This window comes from Nostoc commune NIES-4072, assembly GCF_003113895.1.
GTDB lineage: Bacteria > Cyanobacteriota > Cyanobacteriia > Cyanobacteriales > Nostocaceae > Nostoc > Nostoc commune.
Genome location: NZ_BDUD01000001.1, coordinates 3,465,264 through 3,486,588 on the forward strand (window position 1 = coordinate 3,465,264; position 21,325 = coordinate 3,486,588).

Below are 21,325 nucleotides of genomic sequence, written 5' to 3' on the forward strand. Positions count from 1 at the left end.
CCAGAATTTATTTGGATTTGTGCGTCAAAAGTGGCAGGGTAATTTGAAAGGTTGACCCTTGATCAAGAGTACTTGTGACACTGATTTGTCCTCCGTGAACTTGAACAATCTGCTGGGCGATCGCTAATCCTAGTCCAAATCCACCCGATGCTCTAGAACGTTTTGGATCGGCTCGGTAGAATCTTTCAAATACATGAGGTAATGCATGGCTGGGAATGCCAATCCCAGTATCTTTAACCTGAATTAAGGCTTCTTCTAGCTGTCTAATTAGGCGCAGTTCAATGGTTCCACCAGGGGTTGTATAGCGACAAGCATTGCTGAGGAGATTAGCGATCGCTTGTTGTAACAAGTTTGCATCACCCTGAACTACAAGAGTGGTATCGGGTAACTGGCTAATGAGTTCTAAAGAATGGATTTTTGCCTGTGACAACCATTCGGTGGAAATACTCCGTAAAAGCTCTGTTAAATTCACAGATTCCATTGAGTCAGGAGCCAATAATCCTTCGTGTCGCGCCAGGAATAACAAATCACCCACCAACGTACTCATCTGTTTGGTAAGGCTGATAATCTTCTCAATGCGCTTTCGCAGTTTCATTGGTGAGTCGTCTAACTCATCTAAATCCATCAGCCCAACTTGGGCATTGCTCATGATTGCTGCTAAGGGTGCCCTGAGTTCATGAGAAGCATTAGCAGTAAATCGCTGGAGTTGATCGCAGACTATTTCTAAATGCTGGTTGGTTTCTCGCAGATTGATTTCTCGGTTGGCTAATTCTCGCTCCAGTTGATAGAAAAGATGAACTGTAAACAAAGCTGCGATCGTCCCGAATACAACAGAAATACATAATACAATCCAGGTAATTTGCCGATAAAAATCTTGATGTTGTATTCGTTGTACTAATAATTCTTCTTCGGTTTGAGCGAAGCGATCTATTTGTTGACGCGCCTGATCCATCATTAATTTCCCTTCCTCCAACCACTCATAAAGGGACGCTACGGGAACCAAGGTATCGGTTCGCCCACGAATTCGTTTCAGTTCTCGCTGTAAGGTTAATTTTTGCTGAAATATTTCTAAATTATCATCAACCAGTGTGCGAATTTTTTGAATTTGCTGGGTTTGTTGGGCATTGTCTTGTACCAGTTTTTCTAATCGATTCAAGGATGGAGGAATAATTGTCTGAGCTTGCTTATAAGGAGCCAAAAATTCCTCCCGTTGAGTTAGCCCATAACCTCGAACTCCAGTTTCAGCATCAATCAAGGCGTTGAGAAGCTGTTTTGTTTCTAAGCGTACCGTTTGAGTATGCTGCACCAAGGTTTCATCTTCTACCAGACTGGCTTTTAGCCAAGCAAAGGCTGATAGAGCCATAAACAAGCAGGTTATAGGAATGGCAACGATTGCTGTTCCCCGCACTCGAATCGGCAAAGTTTGCCAGTGTTGATAGAGCCGTTGAACCCGATAAGCCATAGATTACCCCGCAGGAGGTTCTAAACGATAGCCAGTGCCATAAACGGTTTCAATCCAAGTTTCTACACCAATCTCGCGCAGTCGTTGACGCAAGCGTTTGATGCGAGCAACTACGGCATTACTCTCAGGTTCTTGTCCCCATTCCCAGAGCGCCTGTTCAATCTGATCGTGGGTGAGAATTTGGCGAGGATGCCGCATCATGTACTCTAGTAGCTGAAAGTCGCGGCTTTTCAGTTTCAGGCTACTACTTCCCCATTCCAGGCGCATGGTGTCGAGATGGAGCGATAGCCCTTTGACTTGCAACGCATCACCACACCACAGGGGCGATCGCCGTCGTAATGCCCGCACCCGTGCCAGTAATTCTTCAATATCTACAGGTTTGACAAGGTAATCATCGGCTCCGGCATCTAACCCCATCACTTTATCGACAGTGGTATCTTTTGCCGTCAACATCAAGATAGGAGACGCTTTTCCTGCTTGACGATACTGTTTGCACAGAAAAATACCATCTTCATCGGGCAACATCCAGTCAAAAATCAGCAAATCGTAATCTTTTTCACCCATCAACCATTGGGCTGTTGCCCCATCTTCGACGGCATCCACAATATGCCCTGAACGAGCCAAGGCATCATGGAGCGGTTCAATTTGCTCTGGATCGTCTTCTACTAGCAAAATCCGCATTGTTCAATTGCAGGTAGTTTGGGAATGGGGAATTGGGAATTGGGAATTGGGAATTGGGTTTTAGCCTAGTTTGATTTTATTGTGCCAACTTAATTTTCACCCAGCTAAAATATCTCAAAAAAAGCATCCTCTAATTCATAACCCAACATTTGGGCCATAGACTTCAGGCGTGAGAGGCTAGGGATATTTTGTTGTTTGAGCCAATCACCTAAAATAAAGATTTTGTGCATCAAAAATATTTCTAAGGCTTCAGGATTGTACTGAATACCTTCTTTGGAACTGAACTGGTGTGGTACAAGCATGGCGCTATAACGAGCAAATTCTCCAGCTTTCCAATCTAGTAAAAATGGTAACCACGGGTATTTGGCATCTAGGCGTATAAACCACAGCCGCACCTCTGGAACTTCTGAGAGTTCCCGTGGATCGCCAGGTTCTAGTTCATAATTGATATCAAAGCGTAGCTGCTGTTCATGGGATGCGGCCCCATCTTGCAGCAGTTGTTCAATCACCGTTGACGCAGGCGACAGATCCAGATTATTAATGAAGTCATTATTGAGTGCGATTGCAATTGTCTTTGATTCAGCAGCCACTTTTTTGATGCTCAACTGTAGGATCGACAATCTACAGTAGCAGCTTTCAGGGATTGATGCTACATTAACAATTCATAATTCGTAATTCGTAAATTAGTATTTATTAAATAAGTAGAACGGCGGAAATAATTAAAGGTTTGTAGTGAAGGCTTTAGCCATTTGTATGGTAAAATGTTCGCCTTCAGTACAAGCGAATTCTTATTTTTTACATTAATTAACATACTTTGATTTATTCTCACTTACTTACTTTTTGGGTGATAATTAATTAATCTATATAAACTTTCTAGACAAGTCTGACTCTCTAGATTTATTCTGGTTATTTAAAATGTTTTTGCATAATTCCTCAATCAATCTCCGTTAAATGTAACAACAAGGTTGAATTTTTTATTTGTGGTAGGCACAATACAAAGTTTAATCAACATTAACAACTCAAGATCGTATTTGAGTCTTAAGCTCTTAAATACTGATAAATAATCTAGCAACTGTCTTAGTTTTTCAGGAATGAATTTTATATGCGTACTCACTTACCAAGCAAAACCACTCCTTCACACGGCGGAGTTCGTGGGGCAGACTTTAATCCTCGTTCTCCACAATTTGAGGGACGCTTTGGGCGAATTTTCCGCAGCTTACCCCCAGCCAGTTGGTCTGAAGAAGCTCTACAAAAGCTAGCTGGCGATGGTCAAGAAGAAAATCGAATGTCAGCAGACCCAGAAAAAGACGATCGCAATTTACCCACAGCTCCTAATGAAGACGTTGACGAAAATGGCAAACCCCGTGAAAGTCGTCTTCACGATGATGAAGAAAACAGTGGTATTGATGCAGGGTACACCTACTTCGGTCAGTTTATCGACCACGATATTACCTTCGATCCTGCCAGCAGCTTACAGCAACGTAACGATGTCAATGCCTTAGTAGATTTTAGAACCCCAGCTCTAGACCTAGACTCTGTTTATGGCAGTGGCCCTGACGACCAACCTTATATGTATACGGGAAATGGTCGAAAATTTCAGTTGGGACGCGATTTGTTTGAAGGTTTAGGCGGCAAGGCTATTGGCAAGGATTTACCACGTCATAGCTGGACTGATGATGATGGTGAACATCACCGCGCCCTCATTGGCGACAAACGCAATGATGAAAATGTCATTGTTTCTCAATTGCACGGAATCTTTTTGCAATTCCATAACCGACTTGCAGACGATCATTCAAATTGGAGTTTTGCTGAAATTCAGCGTCACGTACGCTGGCATTATCAGTATGTAGTACTTCACGATTTTCTACCGAAAATTACCTGTTCTGATGTATACAAAAATATCCTTCCCCACTTAAGTAATAATGGTTCAATTTTCGATTATCCTCCACGTTTACACTTCTATAAACCGCATAATGATGCTTTTATGCCCGTTGAGTTTGCGGTTGCGGCTTATCGTTTTGGACATTCAATGGTGCGCCCTATCTATCGTCTCAATACTAAGCTTACAGGTGGCAATAATCCTGATACTACCGATCCTAATGAGAAAGCACGAGGCATTGACGGACGGCAATTCATCTTTGCTGGTCTAAAAGAACGTGGACTTAATGGCTTCGACCAATTTCCAAAAGAATGGGGAATTGACTGGAATTTATTTTTCGACTTAACACAAAATAAAGATTCTCGTAAAAACAAGAATCGCACTCAGCCTGCTTACAAAATCGATTCTTCTCTAGTCAATCCGTTGGCTTTTTTACCAGAATTTTCTCAAATCAATAAGCAACCTCCACTAGATAACATCAGTAAGCTTCAGCCTCAGCCTCAGCTAGATAGACAAAATAAACCTATGATTAACAACCTTGCATTCCGTAATCTGCTTCGGGGAATGTCTATGGGTTTACCGTCAGGGCAAGATGTCGCTAGGGCAATGAGCTATCAGCCTCTTCGTGAAGAAGATATGAGGGTAGGAAAAGCCACTAATGCTGATGAGTTTAATAAACTGCCAATTCTGCGTGATATCCATAGTGACTTTATTGGCAAGGCTCCCCTCTGGTACTATATTTTGGCTGAAGCTGCCCATGATTGGCAAATAAAAGGTGGTAAGACTGAAACACCAGTTAGCCTTGGCAAAGTTGGTAGCCGGATAGTCCTGGAGACATTTGTAGGCTTGCTTTTACAAGATAGTCACTCGTTTCTGCGTCAAGCACCTACATGGACACCCCAAATTGGCAAAAAGGATAAATTCGATATGCCTGACCTGATTAAATACGCGCTGAAACTTTAGTAATCGACCACATTAACTGTAGGGTGCGTTTCGCGTAACGCACCATTGTTAAGACTACGGTGTACACACAAGTTTTTGAGAGTTGCACCACAAGCTTTTGATCCCCCCAACCCCCCGATAAATTGGGGGGCAAACCTATATCACACCAAAATATTTTTCAAACATCCTCTAAGTGAAAAATTAAAGTAGGAACCTTTTCAAGGGTAAATTTTAATATTTAAATCTGAATTTATTAATCATATACAGAAAATTTATGCCACATCAATTCGATCGTAAAGTTCCTAACTGGCAGTCTCAAGATAACCAAGGAGCAGGACTAGAAATAGTTGATCTGACTGGGACGGGAAAAAAAGATTTAATTGTCTTTCAAATTGATAACCCAGGACAACTCAATCGCGGTTTATACAAAATCGGACGGACTATTGATGTCAATGGAGTAGTTTCAGGTGGATGGACAGGTTGGCTGGAAGTTCCTGATTGGCAATCTTGGGAAAATCAAGGCGGAGATGTTGCAGTTACAGACCTAACTGGGACTGGAAAAAAAGATTTAATTGTTTTTCAAATTGATAACGCACCACAACTTAATCGTGGTCTGTACAAAATTGGACGGACTATTGATGTCAATGGAGTAGTTTCAAATGGATGGACGGGTTGGCTAGAAGTCCCTGATTGGCAATCCTGGGAAAATCAAGGTGGGGCTATTGCTGTTGCTGACCTCACGGGTACTGGTAAAAAGGATTTAATTGTTTTTCAGATAGATAATCCAGTCGGACTCAATCGCGGTCGGTATAAAATCGCGCGAAACATTGATGCTAATGGGGTTGTAGCAGGTGGTTGGACAGGTTGGTTTGAAGTTCCCAATTGGTTCTCTTTTGACAATGTTGGTGCAGGGGTAGCTATTACGGATTTGGACAATAACGGTAAGAATAACATCATTGTTTTTAACGTCGATAACGCTACCACACAAAACCAAGGGTTTTTCAAAATTGGTAAGCAAATTGATGCAAATGGCAATGTGCAGGAATGGTTGCCTTGGTATGGTGTTCCCAGTTGGGTGTATTGGGAAAATCAAGGAGCGGGAATTGCAGTGACAGACCTGACTGGTGCTTCTTCCCACGAGATGGTGGTACTGGCAATCGATAATCCCCCAAACCAAGCTGAAAACCAGGGTTTTTATCAGGTTTTACCTCTAGATAGCGATCCAAAGACAAGAGGAAGTTGGGAACTTCTGCCTTATAAATCTGAGGTTTTACCCGTCCATGCCGCACTTTTACCGAAGGGAAAAGTATTATTTGCAGCAGGATCTGGCAACAGTGGATTTCGCTTCAACAATCCTGATTTAGGCGATATCGCTAAAAAAATATATTGCAGCGTGGTCTGGGATTACGCTGGCAGTACCTCAACTGCACCAAAATTTTCTCATCCCAATACGCTCCGAGATGGAAATGGTAAGGTATTGGATCTCTTTTGTGGGGGTGAGACACTTTTAACAGATGGTAGACTACTAGCCGCAGGTGGCACCCTTACCTACGATGTTGATGCCACAAATAGGCCAATCGGTAAGCCATTTACTGGTCGCTCAGAAACGATGATTTTTGATTCGACAACCGAGCGTTGGACTCCTCAAGTGAGTATGGCAAATGGACGCTGGTATCCAACTTTGCTGACTTTGGGCAATGGTAATGTCTTAATTGCTGCTGGTTTGGATCAAAATGGTAATTCTAACCGTTCTATTGAAATCTATACACCAGATTCAAGTGTCGGTCAGATTCGCACCCTAAATCTTCCTTTGGCAGGCTTTGAAACTCTTCCTGCCTATCCACATTTGTTGCTTTTGCAAGATGGCTCAGTTTTTTTTACTGGGGGGAAAATGGATGACCAAGAATCCAATGCTCCACCATATTTGCTAAATATTACCTCAAATCCGATCGCTGTAAAGACTGTTACTGGCTTGGAAGTTGCTAAGTCTCGCAACCAATCCACCAGTGTTTTGTTACCTCCTACTCAAGAGCAACGGGTAATGATAATTGGGGGTGCCCCACCAGAGGGTGAAGAAAATGCTACGGATAATGTGAATATTATCGATCTGAGTAATCCTGCTACTGCAAAATACACCCCTGCTCGATCGCTACTTTTACCTCGCGTTCATCTCAATGTGGTGATTTTACCAGACCGAACAATGTTTGTTTGTGGCGGAGCATTGCAACGTGAGGGCGGAGCAGAAGGAAACCGCAAAATTACCGCTCGGTTTCAATCTGAAATTTACGATCCTCAAACGGATACTTGGCATTTGGGGGCGATCGCCAAGGTAGAACGAATGTATCATTCCGTTGCTTTGTTGCTACCTGACGGCAAAGTTGTATCAGCCAGTGGCAACCCAGATAAAGGAGAAGTTGATGATTGGAGTCCAGATAAAAATGAGGAGTTGAGGTTAGAAATTTATAGCCCTCCCTATATTTTCCAAGGAATTCGCCCCGCAATTGGAACTGTCACTGAAGAGTGGAAGTATGGTGAAACTGTCGATATTCCATTCACTGCTTCAAACAGTATTCAATGGGCAAGCTTGATTAGAAATGGTGTAGTAACCCACTCTTTTAATACAGATCAACGCTTAGTCGATCTCACAATTGTCTCTCAGAGTCCAACCAGTCTCAAAGTCACTGTAACCTCAAACTCTAATTTGGCTCCTCCAGGGTGGTATATGCTCTTCTTGACAGATATTAACCGTATTCCATCTGAGGCTAAGTGGATTCACCTGGACTAAGACGTATGTAAATGTTATCAGCACCAGTATTTGCTGATTCGTGATTGAGAATTTTCTGGGAAACATAGGCAGAAGTAGAAAGGTTAAACTGGCTTCTGCCTTCTTAAGCACCGTTGGCGATCGCTACCACGGACACGGAGCTTTCCATAGTTAAATGTTACTTTGATTGTTTCAGTAAATATTTAGATATAACTAGCAAATTACTACACGAATTACATAGTATGCCATGAGAATTAGCCTACTTGGGGCAGGCGCTACCTTTCCCAAGGTGGACATTTACAGCAATTTTAAGTTAAAGTTGTAATGAGTTTGTTTTAGATTAAGGTCTGACAAAGTAGCCGTCAATAAGCAAAAAAATCATTATCGCAACCTGTAACTTCCGCAGCATCAAAAGCCAAAACACAAGTACAGGTAGAAAAAGTGGTATGCAATATCATTGCATATATTAAATAAGCAATAAACATTTAACTGGGAAAATTCCCTCAACAGTTAAGAAGCTGTAATATGCAAAGACAAACAATTTCTACAAAACCAATTCGTTCTTTAGAAGATGCGCTTGAGCAGTGCCAAATTCTAGGTATGCGCGTTAGCCGTCAGCGTCGTTTTATTCTGGAATTACTTTGGCAAGCAAATGAACATCTTTCTGCTAGAGAGATTTACGATCGCTTGAACCAACAAGGTAAAGATATTGGTCATACTTCTGTTTATCAAAATTTAGAAGCATTATCCAGTCAGGGCATCATTGAGTGTATTGAACGCTGTGATGGGCGTTTGTATGGCAATATTAGTGATTCTCACAGTCATGTAAATTGTATAGATACAAATCAAATTCTTGATGTTCATGTAGAACTCCCAGAAGAGTTAATCCGCAAAATTGAAGAAGAAACAGGAGTGCGGATTACTGACTACAGTATTAACTTTATTGGCTACCGTAACCCGCAAGAGGAGTAGGGCAGGGGGAGCAGGGGAGGCAGGGGAGGCAGGGGGAGATGAGGGAGTGAGGGAGTGAGGGAGTGAGGGAGTGAGGGACAAGAATTAATAACCAATGCCCAATGCCCTATTCCCTATTCCCCAATCAAATTATTACCAAAAATTGTCTCATCATCGGCATCATCATATAAATCTTCTGGTAAAATTGTGCCTTCAGAGCTTTCAATGAGTCCGATCGCAGGGGGTTTGTTCCAATTATTATCTGTGTTTGTTGCAATTTTGACGGTACTTAAGAAAGGCTGTTGCGATGGCGAATACTTAAATTTTTGAAACGACTCTTGGGAGAAGGAAGCATCATTATCACTGGCTAATTTTTTGTCAGTCTCAGCGAGAATGGCATCAAATAAGCAGGCGTTAGTGAGATTGGCAGAATTAAGATTTGCGCCTGTAAGATTTGCTTGTTGAAGGTTTGCGCCTGTAAGATTTGCTTGTTGAAGGTTTGCGCCTGCAAGATTTGCCTGTTTAAGGTTTGCGCCTGCGAGGTTTGCCTGTTGCAAATTCGCTCCTGCCAAATTCGCCCCGATTAACTCCGCATTGGATAAGTTTGTCTGCTCAAGATTTACCCCAGTTAGCATTACTTGTAACAAAGAGGCTCCTGATAAATTGAGTCCAGCCAAAGACTTAATTCGGGTTGCGAAGGCACTCTTATGTAAAAGGCTTGTTCTAGCAATCAACGCACTTAAAGCCTCTGGATTGAATTCTGCTAAATTGACTGGATTCCCACAAGGCCAAAAGGGAACTTTTGTTTCTCGGTAGCAAGCACAAAGCAATAAAAATACATTCAGTCCCACAGCAGCATTCACCTGCTCAATATTCACCGGGTTTTGCAGTGCGTGAAAATGACTCAAAGCTTTGTGGGCTATCCCTTCATCCAACCAATAGCCTTGACAGTAAGCCCGCCAGAAAGACAAAAGCCGTTGGAACAAAACCTCAAAGGAAAACTTGTGCTTTTGCTCCCGGCGTAAAATTGCGATCGCCAATTCCTCAATTTCTTGGCTAAGTATCCCGTAACCCAGTAAATTGTAAATATGCTGGGCTACACCATTAGGAGAATCAATCCCAAAAGTGAGCGTGCTATAAACCTCATCTTGGCACTGAGTCAACAATTTCAACTCAGTAGTCATAGCTTTAGCACAAAGATATTCTCCTAACTTGACATGCGAAAACTCAATTAAACTAGTTTTTGCTGCGCTTTCTAAATTCCGAATTTTAAAATAAAACTCTGGTAGAGTATTTGCTTCCTCAGCCAAACTAATTTGATGACGTTGTGAGTGTAAAATTTTTAGAGCGATCGCTTGCATTTGTTCAAGTAAATCTTGGGGATGACGACTAGCGAGTAAATTAGCGATCGCTTCTGGAGTTCGATGGATATGAGCCAATCCTGAGCGTAGTAGAATCGTCTTAATCCCGCCAGTTAGCGGATAGCCCAACAACCATCGACTCAGGCGATGATGAATTTCCCATAACAAAGAAAACTTTGGGTTATTAGCAGCTAAGTATAATAGCTCATCATCTAGTAGTCCCTCTCGGTGTAAAATGCCCAACAAATGCAGTATCAGGGGTTGACGGACAAGGACAGATAATTGTTTTAACTTTGATCGACTGGCAAATAACCCTGCCTGTTTTAAGAATGTAAAGAAATTTTGAGCGATCGCTAATGATTGTACTTTTGTCCATTGCTGAAACCATTGTTTTAGTTCCTCTGCATCCAACGGCTGAATGATAATTCGCTTCAATGGCAATGGTATCTCTGGGGCAATTTCTTGTAATGTCGTTGATCGACTCGTTAAGAAAATTTTGTGTCTATGCTGAGATTGAAAGTTCAGTAATTGCTGAATAAAAATTGCTTTTGCCCTTATACCATGAGCAGAAGGGGGCAGTTCATCCAAACCATCCAGCAGCAACAAACAAGGGAGATTTTCTTGCTCTAACCAAGTGGAAAGATTAACCCCAAAGGCAGAATTTAGGGTTTCGATGAAAGTTTTGCCATAAGTTACATCTCGTAACCTAATTACTATAGGCATCCAATTAGGGTAAAATTCCTGTGCTACCTGTGCTGCCCAAAGTTGACAAAAACTAGTTTTTCCATAACCAGGTTCCGATTCAATAAGAGCGATCGTTTCTAAATCAGCTAGCTGTTGCTGCGCCCATGTTTTTAAATCAACTGGCTTAACAGTTTTTTTATCCTGCTCAGAAATACTTTCCTCTATTGGTAAGCCTTTTTGTGCAACATAGATATCCTTGAGGGCAAAGGATTCCATGAGCAACGGCATACTAAGGTTTTTAATCAAATTTGCCCGATAATGTTCTCGGTGCAAATCAATTTTCTCACCGACTATAGAACCTACTTCTGGGGTGATCAAATTGGGAGATAATGAAATTCCTAAACGAAAAAATTTTTGCAGTTGAGCTAAAGGTGCAGCATTTTCGGTAACGACTACCAGTAAGTGACCAGGAAGTGAGTTGAGCAAACGCTCTGTTAGGAGTTTAGCTTCAGGTTCCTCTGCACCATTGGCAATTAACCAAGCTATAGCAGCGTTATTTATTTGTTGCACCAGTAATGAGTCAGCAACCAAAGACAGCGCTTGTTCAGCTTGAGTGTCAGTTAATTTACCTGGACTGAGAGTTTTTAGTAACCCTTGCAGTTGTGAATCTTGGAGGGTGAGTTTACCCACTTCCTCCTTCAGGATAGGTATATTTGCCCGGTCTAGCCACGGTTTTTGCAAGCTTGCTTCCTGCTCTAAAATTGCTTGCAAAGCCTGGAGATAGCCAATTTGAAACGCCAGCCATGTGCCTTCGTTACGTTTTAACGGTTTTTTTTGGCTGAGGCTACGCAACAGGTTTTCTGTCAACTGGGAAATGACACTGATTTCTTCCCAAACAACCCCTAAGGGCAGTTCTAAGACCTCTACCAAGGTACAGATATCAAAAGGCATTAGGCTTTTGATTTCCATATCCTGAACAATCCGGTAGGCAATACCTGCCAATTGTCCCGCCGAAAATCCTCTAATTTGATTGATTGCGATATAGCGTTCCGCCAACCAGTGCCGAATACTCAAGTTCATTTAATTACACAGTGAAGGCTGCATAAGGCAATTATGATCGATTTATCAGTTTGCGAAAACAGGTAACAATGGGAAAGACAAAGTTTTGTATCAAAGTTGTTTTCTGATCGGTAAAAAACAGTGCTTGTGTAATTGAGTAGACTATGAGCGATCGCCCTCTAAAATTATTATTAATCGACCAAGATCCAATTTTTCGTCTGGGGTTACGGGTAGCTCTAGAACCAATTCCTAACCTAGAAGTAACAGGAGTGGTAGAAACTGATACTGCCGCCTTGCAGATTTTAGCAGAAATTGCCCAAGAAGACCCAAATCAGGTAAATCTGGTAGTTTTGGAATTCGGTAATGGTCGCTCTACCACCAGTCAACAGCTAGGTTTACAATTCTCTCGGCAACTCAAAGCCTTATATCCCAACCTGCCAATTTTGCTTCTCAGTTCTATTCAAGAACAAGGACTGCTATTGGCTGCGAAATCTGTTGGTATTAATGGCTACTGCCCCAAAGGTACACCACTTCCTGAATTAGTCACCGCCATGCAAGAAGTTGCAAATGGTGGTTCCTATTGGTTTCAAGACACAGAAGTAATAATAACTCCTAACTCCTCACTCCTAACTTCTAAATCCCCACTCCCCACTCCCCACTCCCCACTCCCTTTTTCTAAACTCCGAAATAATTTACGTTTGTCAGGAATTGCTCACATTGAAGCTACTCTAGCCGCAGTAACAGCACAATTACAAGTTCCCGGACTACCAGTATTAGATCGAGCAATTCTAGCTGGACAGAGGCGAGAACTACTAGCGGCTCGTTGGTTGCTAAATCGGTTGTTGGTTTCATCACAAGAAAAGCAAGAGGAAGATATTCCCGTTGCTGATGAGCCGTCTATAACTCCTTGGTTAAGTAATGCCATTCAACAAAGGCAAATGCCACCTTTACTTAGTCCGGGAACACTACAATCTGCCTTATTTGCATCTTGTATTACCAAACTTCAATTTCCTTTACGAAATGTCACAGATATACCTTTAGAAATCGACATATTTCGTGAAGATAAAAAACGAGAATTACTTTATCTTATCCTGCAAAAACTAGCTGAACAGTTGGATGAATTACGTGCTTCTCAAATAGATATAAATCAATTATATGAGGTCAAAAGTAGCTTATTATGCGAGTTATGGGAAACAGCAATTACGGATTTTTTTGGAAAGTTTTCTCGGATAAAATTAGAAAATCAAAACATAGAAATTGTTAATTACTTATTGCCAAATATAGAAGTTGTGCAAAGAGATATTCTTAATAAAATTCCGTTAGCTTGCGAGTTATATTCCTATCTAATGTTTCAAACAGAATTGAACATTAATAATACCTCCTATCCAGTAATCAGTGCTGAAGCTAAGTCTCAAGCATTAATGATTTTAGAGAACTTGTTGATTCAGGTAGCGAATGGGGTAGTGCAACCATTGCTAAATTCTTTAGCAGATGTAGAGGTGATTAAACAAAACTTTTATGGACAGCACTTGATTTCCACAAGAGAGATTGAACGATTTAGAAATGATTTGTCGTGGAAATATAGATTAAGAAATTATATAAATGAGCCAAAAGCTGTTTTTGAAAGTCGTTATGAACTATTTGTAATTGCGCCTCGTGGTATTGCAAATACATCAGTTTATGCTCCTCGAAATCAGGAGTTAGTAAAACTTTCTAGTATTCCTTTAGTAGTGACATTAGTTTTAGAATTTAGTGATGCGATCGCACCGCGTTTAAAATCACTATTAGCTGTTGTAGGTAGCGGTATAGTCTTCATTCTCACCCAAATAATTGGTAGAGGTTTAGGTTTAATCGGTCGTGGTATTCTTCAAGGTATTGGTAATGCTTCGTTAATAGAAAAGAATTTTAGACGAAATAGTGATCGATTCAAGTGAAGAAGTAAAGGGCAGGGAGTAGGGAGTAGGGGGAGATGAGGGAGATGAGGGAGATGAGGGAGCAGGGGAGACAAGGGGACAAGGGGACTTAAATCAGAACTTGCAACAAGTGTTTCCCCTTGTCCCCATGCCCAATGCCCAATGCCCAATGCCCAATGCCCAATGCCCAATGCCCAATACCCAATGCCCAATGACTAATAATGATTTTATCGGACTAGCAATTTCTTATATTTACGCTATTGGTCTGCTTGTCCTTGGCGAAGGACTGCGTAGGCTATTTGGTGTAAAGCCAGATTTGACCCGCAAGGTAATCCATATTGGTGCAGGGATGTGGGTTTTCGGTGTCCTGCTACTGTTTAACCACTGGCAAATCGGAATTATACCTTTTGCTACCTTTATCGGACTTAACTACCTGTTTTACCGCTACCGAATCATCGGCGCAATGGATACCCAGGATAGCTCCCCTGGTACAGTTTATTTCGCTATCTCAGTGACGCTGCTTTTCGGGCTACTATGGCGACCAGAGGGGCCAGTAGATAGCATTGCGATCGCAGTAGCTGGGATAATGGCGATGACCTGGGGTGATGCACTAGCAGCATTAATCGGTAGACGCTTCGGGCAGCATAAATACCAAGTGGGAAATTCTGTGCGTTCTTGGGAAGGTTCGGCAGCAATGTTTGTAGTGAGTTCAGTAGTGATTTTCTTAGTGCTGTTGCTGCTACCAGGTTCCTCGCTGAGTCCCCTAGCAAAACCTTTTAGTTTGGCATGGGCCTTATTGACGGCGGTAATAACTGCTACTTTCGCCACCCTAGCAGAGGCAGTCTCACCCCACGGTACTGATAACCTTAGCGTGCCTCTAGTAGCGGCAGGAGTGATATGGGTTTTGATGCAGGGCTTTTAAACCAACTTTCGAGTTAAAAGGTTCAACGTCCGAGTTAAAAGGTTCAACGTCCGAGTTAAAAGGTTCAACGTCCGAGTTCAGAGGCTCAACTTCCGAGTTCAGAGGCTCAACTTTCGAGTTCAAAGGTTCAACGTTCGAGTTCAGAGGCTCAACTTCCGAGTTAAAAGGTTCAACGTTCGAGTTCAGAGGCTCAACGTCCGAGTTCAGAGGCTCAACTTCCGAGTTCAGAGGCTCAACTTCCGAGTTAAAAGGCTCAACGTCTGAGTTCAGAGGCTCAACGTTCGAGTTCAGAGGCTCAACTTCAAACTTCTAACTCCTACTCCTCACTCAGGGCTATTTCGTTCTAGACATAAACCGCCCAGAACTAAAGTTCCAGGCTAATAGCTCAACTCCACTAAAGTGGACTAAAAGCCTTTCTAGTCGTCTTTAGACGACTTTTGCTATTAGCGTCAGAATTTATTCTGAGGCGGGCTAGATAAGAATAAACTTCTTGCAAAAGTCAAAAGTTATACCAATTTGAAAAAAGAATGCGACAAATAGACCATTTGTAGAGACGCGATTCATCGCGTCTCTACCCAAGAATGTGTTGCAATCATTAATTGAATTGGTATTAGAAATGTCATTTTGAGGGGAATATAAGGGATAGAAGAATTTAAGTAGATGTTTTGCTCCGCTCAATGTGACAATTTAAGCATTTATGCAAGAGGTTTAATGAAATAGCTCTGACTCCCCACTCACAAATTCCAATTGCGGCGGAAATGGAAGAAGCCTTCTAAAAACTCTTGCAAAGCAATATTGCTATTTAACCTTTGCTTACTCCACTCTCTTGCAGCTTGTTCGAGAATTTCTGAAAAACTCGGATAGACGGGAGATAAATTTGCTAAATCTTTGATTTTAATTTTTTGGGACATTGCCAAGGCAATCAAATTAATCAACTCTCCAGCTTCTGCCCCCAATATCGCAGCTCCCAAAATTTCGCCGTTCTCTAGCACAATTAATTTACATATACCAGTGGTTTCGTCCCGAAGTTGGGCTGCTGCCACTGTTTTAAAATATTGTCGCAAAACTAAAACTTCATCTTGACAAAATTGGCGTTTTGCCTGTGTCTCTGTCAAACCCACTTGCGCCATCATCGGCACAGAAAACATTGCCCAAGGAATGAAGCGATAATCTACTCGTAACCTGGGGAAAAAGAGGGCATTGTTCAGGGCAATTTTTGCTTCATAATTAGCGATATTGGCAAAGTCGTAACCACCAATTACATCACCACAGGCGTAAATGCGGTGGTTAGTAGTTTGCAGTTTATCATTCACTACCAAGCTACGCCGATGCCATTTCACACCTACTGTTGCCAAATTTAGAGATTCAAGATTCGGCTGTTGTCCAGTCGCCACTAAAATTTCATCAGTTTCAATTGCCTTATCTCCTGCTTGAATCCACTTTTTATCCTCAATTAGCCTCACCTGAGTTACTGGTCTTTCAGTGAAGACGCGCACACCTTCGACTTCCAACTGTGCTTGAAGCAATATGGCTATCTCAGGGTCAATATTAGGTAGAACATAAGGGTGCTTGACTACCAGCGTCACACTGCAACCAAACCGCGCTAAAGTTTGAGCAATTTCAATGCTTTGGGGAATTCCGCCGATAATTACCAAATTTTTGGGTAAGGTTCCTCGCTGTAAGGATTGCCAAATATTAGATAAGGTTAGGTAGCCAGTGGCTTGCAATCCTTCAATATCTGGAATTTCTGGACGCGAACCACTGGCTAGCAAATATGTACGGGCGCGTAATAAGCGATTGTTAACGGCAAAAGCCAGTTGAGGGGAAGATTGAAATTGACCACTGCCAACGATGATATCTACCCCCGACGCCGCTAGGATGGCTGGAGAATGCTGTTCTTTGAGATTTGAGGCGACGCATTGAGCATACAGCATAGCTTCTTGCCATGCCATAGATATATTGCATTCTTCTGAAGTATCAGCGTGTGTGGCATGAATACCAAAACTAGCGGCATCATTCAACTTCTGCGCCAGTTTACCGATTTCGGTAAGAGTATGATGATGAGTAAACCCGTAGTCTCCTTTAGGTTCCACCAGGGCAACTGTAGCACGTAGTTGGGTTGCAGCAAGAGCAGCGTGGTATGCAGCAAGACTGCCGCCAATAATTACAACATCGTAGTCAATAGTCATTTGTCATTTGTCATTTGTCATTGGGCATTGGGCATGGGGCATGGGGCATAGGGCATGGCTGAAGAATCAATAGTTTTTCTTCCCCTGCTCCCCCTGCTCCCCCTAGCTCCCTTACTCCCCACTCCCCACTCCCCACTCCCTACTCAACGCTATTAGTAAGCGTTGGTTATCAGACTCTTCACGTATAGCAACCCGGAAAAAGCGATCGCCTAGTTCTTTAAAACTAAGGCAATCGCGGATTAAAATCTGGTGATGCTTGAGTAATTGTTGCTGTAACTGCAAAGTAGACTGTTGAGACTCAACCAGTAAAAAGTTAGCAGCACTTACTTGGGGTTGTAATCCTGATATTTCAGCCAAACCCTGAAAGAGTTGGTTTCGTGCAGGTGGTAGCCATGCCCAGGTTTGCTGCTGAAACTCCGTATCCTGGAGTGCCGCAATTGCTGCCGCCGCCGCTAGCGTGTTTACGGGCCAAGGGTCACGCCATAGCTGCCATTTAGCTAGGCAGTCGGGGTGGGCGATCGCATATCCTAATCGCAGTCCTGGGAGGCTGTAAAATTTGGTTAGCGATCGCAATACTACTAAGTTTTTATATTCCTGCACCACCGGAATCAGGCTTTGTTCCTCATTAGGCGGCACAAAATCCATAAATGCTTCATCCACCACAACCAAAGCAAATTGCTCCAAGTAGGGCAAAATAGAGTCCCGCGAAAATAGTTTTCCGGTTGGATTGTGGGGATTATTCAGCAATAGTCCACAGTGAGTGCTGTTAGCGGTAGCGGGGCGTTTAGCCCGTGCTAAGTGCTGAGTGCTCAGTAAAACTGGTAACTCAGCACTCAGCACTCGTTGCTCATAACTAATTAGGGGACACTCCAGCACTTTAGCGTTGTACGACTTCAGGGTTCGGTAGTAGTCGCCAAAGGCTGGAGTTATTAAAATTGTCGCGGCTAATTGAGCTAATTCCCTACCTATGAGAGTGAGTAATTCTGCGGAGCCGTTACCCGGCAGAATCCACTCAGGCGGCAATTGATGGAAGTGACTGAGAGCTAGTCTCAGTTCACTATAGTTTGGGTCTGGATAGTGCTTAAGACTACCAAGTTGGGACAGTATAGCAGCGATCGCGCTATTAGGAGGCCCCAACGGGCTGATGCTAGCAGAAAAATCCAGAATAGCATCAGGGGGACAGCCAGCCAGTGCTGCTGCCCAGGCTAAATTTCCCCCGTGTGCAGGTTGCCGCATTAAAAAAGGGTTCCCGAAGACAGAACCTATGCTTTTGGGGGTGCTACCTTTTCTCTAAACAGTTTTCCTGCCGAGAAGGCAGGAACCCTCGTGGCTGGAATTTCCATTTTTTCATTGGTTTTCGGGTTGCGACCTTCGCGGGCTTTACGTTCCCGTGATTCAAATGAGCCAAATCCCACCAATGTTACCTTATCACCAGAGGAAACCGCTTCAATAATCGTTTCCAAAGCGGCAGTTAAGACTGCATCCGCTTGTTTCTTGGTAACACTAGCTTTTTCAGCTACGGCATCAACTAATTCACCTTTGTTCATGTCAAACTCCTGAAGGTTTACTTGAGATTCTTTACGGATGCACCCTGATACATCTGTACTGAAATCTTTGTTTGCGAAAATACAAAAATCATCCTTTGGGAGTAGCTTTACTCAAAACGGCTGTACATCCCATCGGCTCGACTTTTCAATGAATCATTCTAAGGTGTTGTAGCCTGATGTGGATAGATGAAACCATTAATTTATATAGATTTCAGGATTTTTTGTAATTTTAGGGTACTTGTTTCACTAAAAACTACCCCAAAAGTAGGAAAAAATACCTAGTAAATCCCGCAATTGTAAAGAAAACAGAGGAATGAGGAGGTGGGAGATGGCCAATGTTTGTTGGCATTCATTACCGATGTTGAAGAGTTATTGCTGAGATTCACTAATGTTTATAAAAAATAGTTTGTAGTAAGCACTTTAGTGCTTAAAAAATAAGAACTTCAGTCTTTACCCAACGGGAAATGATATAGCTTTGTGTAATTCGACTCATTAGGCTAGCTTTAGTCAAGATTTTACTGTTTCCCATCAGAAATTTTTTGTTGCACCCAAGCCCGAAAAGCACGGGTAGTAGCAATTTCCCCATTCTTCTTCGCTTCTTGGATAAACCCAGGAATCTCCTTCACCGATACAGGCGCAAAAGTAGGGCTGGTTTCGACTTCTGAGTATTGCCCACCTGCAAGGGTATAGACTCGCAACACACTGCCGTTATAACGCCAAAATTCCGGGACTCCCATCGCAGCATAAAGCCTCAGCTTATCTATCGCAGACCTGGAATATTCCACCTCTAGCACTAGGTCAGGGGGCGGGTCGATCGCTATGTCAATATTTTCTTTATCTCGAACTAACGCTTCATTTTGAATATAGTAGCTACTATCTGGCTCGGCTCCCTTTTTTAAATCATCTCGCGTTAAAGTTAGCGAACCAGCGCGTTTAATTTCCCAGCCCAACTCTTCGCACAATACACCAACAAAAGCTTCAATCACACGGTTTGAGTTCTCGTGCGGCATTTGTGGGGTCATAATTTCTATCGTTCCATCGTCATAAGCAAATCGGGAATTACGTTCTGAACCCATTTCAGCCAGCATGGTTTTAAAAGTTTGCCAGCTGATGTTTTGCAGTAAAACCCTATTTTCTGCGGATGTTGTTATTGCCACCATAGTTTAGTTCTCCGCAACAAACCTTTTGCCAGTACTGTATCCCTTAATATTACTGTTAAGGCTGAACGTAAGAGAGCGATATGATCGAAACGAATACTAGGGGTAATAGATTATGACTCAAGCCATACCAAAACTAGTAACCTTTGAAGATTTTGCAGCGTGGCGACCCGAAGGTGGAAGATATGAATTACATGATGGACTGATTGTTGAAATGGCACAACCAGTAGGAGACCATGAAGATGTTGTTGGTTTTGTAGCAAGAAAACTAACAGTAGAATTTGACCGATTAAATTTACCTTATACAATCCCCAAAACTGCGCTCATTAAACCAACTAATTCTGAATCTGGCTACTCTCCAGATGTGCTATTACTCAATCGCCCTAATTTAATAAATGAGCCGCTATGGAAAAAACAATCAACTGTAAGCCTTGCAGCATCAATTCCTTTAGTAATCGAGGTAGTTAGTACTAACTGGGATGATGACTATTACACAAAACAGGGTAAGTATGAGGGTATTGGAATTCCTGAATACTGGGTTGTAGATTATCTCGGTCTAGGCGCTAAAAAATTCACTGGTAACCCGAAACAGCCTACTATATCAATTTATCAATTAATTGATGGTGAATACCAAGTTACTCAATTTAGAGGCAGCGATCGCATCCTATCGCCTACTTTCCCAGAATTGAATTTAACAGCCGAACAGATTTTTCAAGCTGGAGGTTTACCAACTTAGCCACAACCATACTTGTTATTTTAAACTACTACTAATGTCAGTACATAAACCGCCCAGAACTAAAGTTCTGGGCTAATAGCTCAACTCCACTAAAGTGGACTGAAAGCCTTTATTAGCTGTCTTTAGACGAATGAGTGCTATTAGCCTCAGAATAAATTCTGAGGCAGGCTAGATGATAATGAAATAGCCCTGAACTATGTCTCAGCCGATAGGAATTTTAAGTGTATTCAACAAGTCATACCAATTTAATGTGAAACTGCACTAAATAAGTAACTCTCTATTCTTGGCGTTCTTGGCGTACTTGGCGGTTCGTTTAATATTCTATGCATCTTCATAGAGAATTGGTATCAGAACATTATCTGTTGAATTTTGGCTGAAAATCTGAAAACTCATATTTTTTCAAATATTTTTATATTATATGATAATTGAGATTTACACTCTAAACCTTTTACCAAATTAGTTGTATATTGAGTACAAAACCAGGTAAAACATTTTCCCCGGAAATAGTTTGAGGAAATTTTAAAACTTCCATATTTTGTCCTGGACGATAAATTTCTACTTCCTGTTTTTTTCGGTTTATCAACCAACCTAGACGACAACCATTTTCGATATACTCTTGCATCTTGTTCTGAGTTTTTTTCAAGCTGTCATTAGGCGAAAGTATCTCAATTACAAAATCAGGACATAAAGGAATAAATTTTTCTTTTTGCTCTTTAGTCAAAGCATCCCAACGAGATTTTTCTACCCAAGAAACATCTGGAGAACGGTCAGCCCCTGAAGGTAAAGTAAATCCAGTTGATGAATCAAAAACTTCGCCCAATTGATTTTGGTCGTTCCAGAACCATATTTGAGCGTTAATAGCAGAATTACTTTTTCCTGTTTCTCCTCCCGTAGGTGGCATTATAATCAACTCTCCTTGGGCATTGCGTTCTAATTTTAAATCGGGGTTTTCTTCACACAATTGATAAAACTGCTCTCTTGTCAGTTTAATTACAGAATTGAGGTTTAATGTAAGTGCTGTCATAAGCTGTTACGCAAATAAGATTGGATATTTACTCGTGAGGGTTGTCATTAGTCA

15 protein-coding genes are annotated in these 21,325 nt (G+C 42.0%); 6 read left to right on the forward strand and 9 right to left on the reverse strand.

Annotated elements, in window-relative coordinates; genetic code table 11:
- Positions 1-7: 7 nt before the first annotated feature.
- From CDC33_RS15410 to CDC33_RS15420, 3 genes are all read right to left on the reverse strand, one after another.
- Positions 8-1,462, reverse strand: coding sequence for a sensor histidine kinase (locus CDC33_RS15410; protein WP_109009191.1), 1,455 nt, complete (start codon positions 1,460-1,462; stop codon positions 8-10).
- A gap of 3 nt (positions 1,463-1,465) precedes the next feature.
- Positions 1,466-2,143, reverse strand: coding sequence for a two-component system response regulator RppA (gene rppA, locus CDC33_RS15415; protein ID WP_109009192.1), 678 nt, complete (start codon positions 2,141-2,143; stop codon positions 1,466-1,468).
- Between the two features lie 104 nt (positions 2,144-2,247).
- Positions 2,248-2,733, reverse strand: a complete 486-nt coding sequence (locus CDC33_RS15420) for a CRR6 family NdhI maturation factor (RefSeq protein WP_109009193.1) — start codon at positions 2,731-2,733, stop codon at positions 2,248-2,250.
- 512 nt (positions 2,734-3,245) lie between these two features.
- Here CDC33_RS15420 and CDC33_RS15425 point away from each other — a divergent pair.
- The 3 genes from CDC33_RS15425 (at position 3,246) to CDC33_RS15435 (ending at position 8,700) form a co-directional block, all read left to right on the forward strand.
- Positions 3,246-4,985, forward strand: coding sequence for a peroxidase family protein (locus CDC33_RS15425; RefSeq protein ID WP_109009194.1), 1,740 nt, complete (start codon positions 3,246-3,248; stop codon positions 4,983-4,985).
- Between the two features lie 253 nt (positions 4,986-5,238).
- Positions 5,239-7,749 carry a galactose oxidase early set domain-containing protein gene (locus tag CDC33_RS15430; protein WP_109009195.1) on the forward strand — a complete coding sequence of 837 codons (2,511 nt, stop codon included), beginning with the start codon at positions 5,239-5,241 and terminating at the stop codon, positions 7,747-7,749.
- A gap of 504 nt (positions 7,750-8,253) precedes the next feature.
- Positions 8,254-8,700 (forward strand): Fur family transcriptional regulator, encoded by a 447-nt coding sequence (locus CDC33_RS15435; protein ID WP_109009196.1) that lies wholly within the window; start codon positions 8,254-8,256, stop codon positions 8,698-8,700.
- Between the two features lie 113 nt (positions 8,701-8,813).
- Here the strand turns inward: CDC33_RS15435 and CDC33_RS15440 are convergent, their stop codons facing one another.
- On the reverse strand, positions 8,814-11,804 hold the full coding sequence (locus tag CDC33_RS15440) for a pentapeptide repeat-containing protein (RefSeq protein ID WP_109009197.1): 2,991 nt from the start codon (positions 11,802-11,804) through the stop codon (positions 8,814-8,816).
- A 143-nt stretch (positions 11,805-11,947) separates the two neighbouring features.
- On the opposite strand from CDC33_RS15440, the gene CDC33_RS15445 reads away from it, so the two are divergent.
- Together CDC33_RS15445 and CDC33_RS15450 are read left to right on the forward strand one after the other, a co-directional pair.
- Positions 11,948-13,717, forward strand: coding sequence for a DUF3685 domain-containing protein (locus CDC33_RS15445; protein ID WP_109009198.1), 1,770 nt, complete (start codon positions 11,948-11,950; stop codon positions 13,715-13,717).
- A 190-nt stretch (positions 13,718-13,907) separates the two neighbouring features.
- Positions 13,908-14,618, forward strand: a complete 711-nt coding sequence (locus CDC33_RS15450) for a diacylglycerol/polyprenol kinase family protein (RefSeq protein WP_109009199.1) — start codon at positions 13,908-13,910, stop codon at positions 14,616-14,618.
- A gap of 734 nt (positions 14,619-15,352) precedes the next feature.
- On the opposite strand, the gene CDC33_RS15455 is transcribed toward CDC33_RS15450, so the two are convergent.
- The 4 genes from CDC33_RS15455 to CDC33_RS15470 all read right to left on the reverse strand — a co-directional run bounded on the left by CDC33_RS15455 (position 15,353) and on the right by CDC33_RS15470 (position 19,514).
- Positions 15,353-16,807 carry a dihydrolipoyl dehydrogenase family protein gene (locus CDC33_RS15455; RefSeq protein ID WP_109009200.1) on the reverse strand — a complete coding sequence of 485 codons (1,455 nt, stop codon included), beginning with the start codon at positions 16,805-16,807 and terminating at the stop codon, positions 15,353-15,355.
- A gap of 111 nt (positions 16,808-16,918) precedes the next feature.
- Positions 16,919-18,043: a threonine-phosphate decarboxylase CobD gene (cobD, locus tag CDC33_RS15460; protein ID WP_109009201.1), complete on the reverse strand. Its 1,125-nt coding sequence runs from the start codon at positions 18,041-18,043 to the stop codon at positions 16,919-16,921.
- 26 nt (positions 18,044-18,069) lie between these two features.
- Positions 18,070-18,354: a non-specific DNA-binding protein Hbs gene (hbs, locus tag CDC33_RS15465; protein ID WP_010998076.1), complete on the reverse strand. Its 285-nt coding sequence runs from the start codon at positions 18,352-18,354 to the stop codon at positions 18,070-18,072.
- Between the two features lie 515 nt (positions 18,355-18,869).
- A complete protein-coding gene (locus CDC33_RS15470; RefSeq protein ID WP_109009202.1) occupies positions 18,870-19,514 on the reverse strand; it encodes a Uma2 family endonuclease in 645 nt (214 codons plus the stop codon).
- Between the two features lie 112 nt (positions 19,515-19,626).
- On the opposite strand from CDC33_RS15470, the gene CDC33_RS15475 reads away from it, so the two are divergent.
- Positions 19,627-20,247 (forward strand): Uma2 family endonuclease, encoded by a 621-nt coding sequence (locus CDC33_RS15475; RefSeq protein WP_109009203.1) that lies wholly within the window; start codon positions 19,627-19,629, stop codon positions 20,245-20,247.
- Positions 20,248-20,695: 448 nt separating this feature from the next.
- On the opposite strand, the gene CDC33_RS15480 is transcribed toward CDC33_RS15475, so the two are convergent.
- The gene (locus CDC33_RS15480; RefSeq protein WP_109009204.1) at positions 20,696-21,271 is read right to left on the reverse strand and encodes a Uma2 family endonuclease; all 576 of its coding nucleotides are present in this window, start codon (positions 21,269-21,271) and stop codon (positions 20,696-20,698) included.
- Positions 21,272-21,325 lie beyond the last annotated feature (54 nt).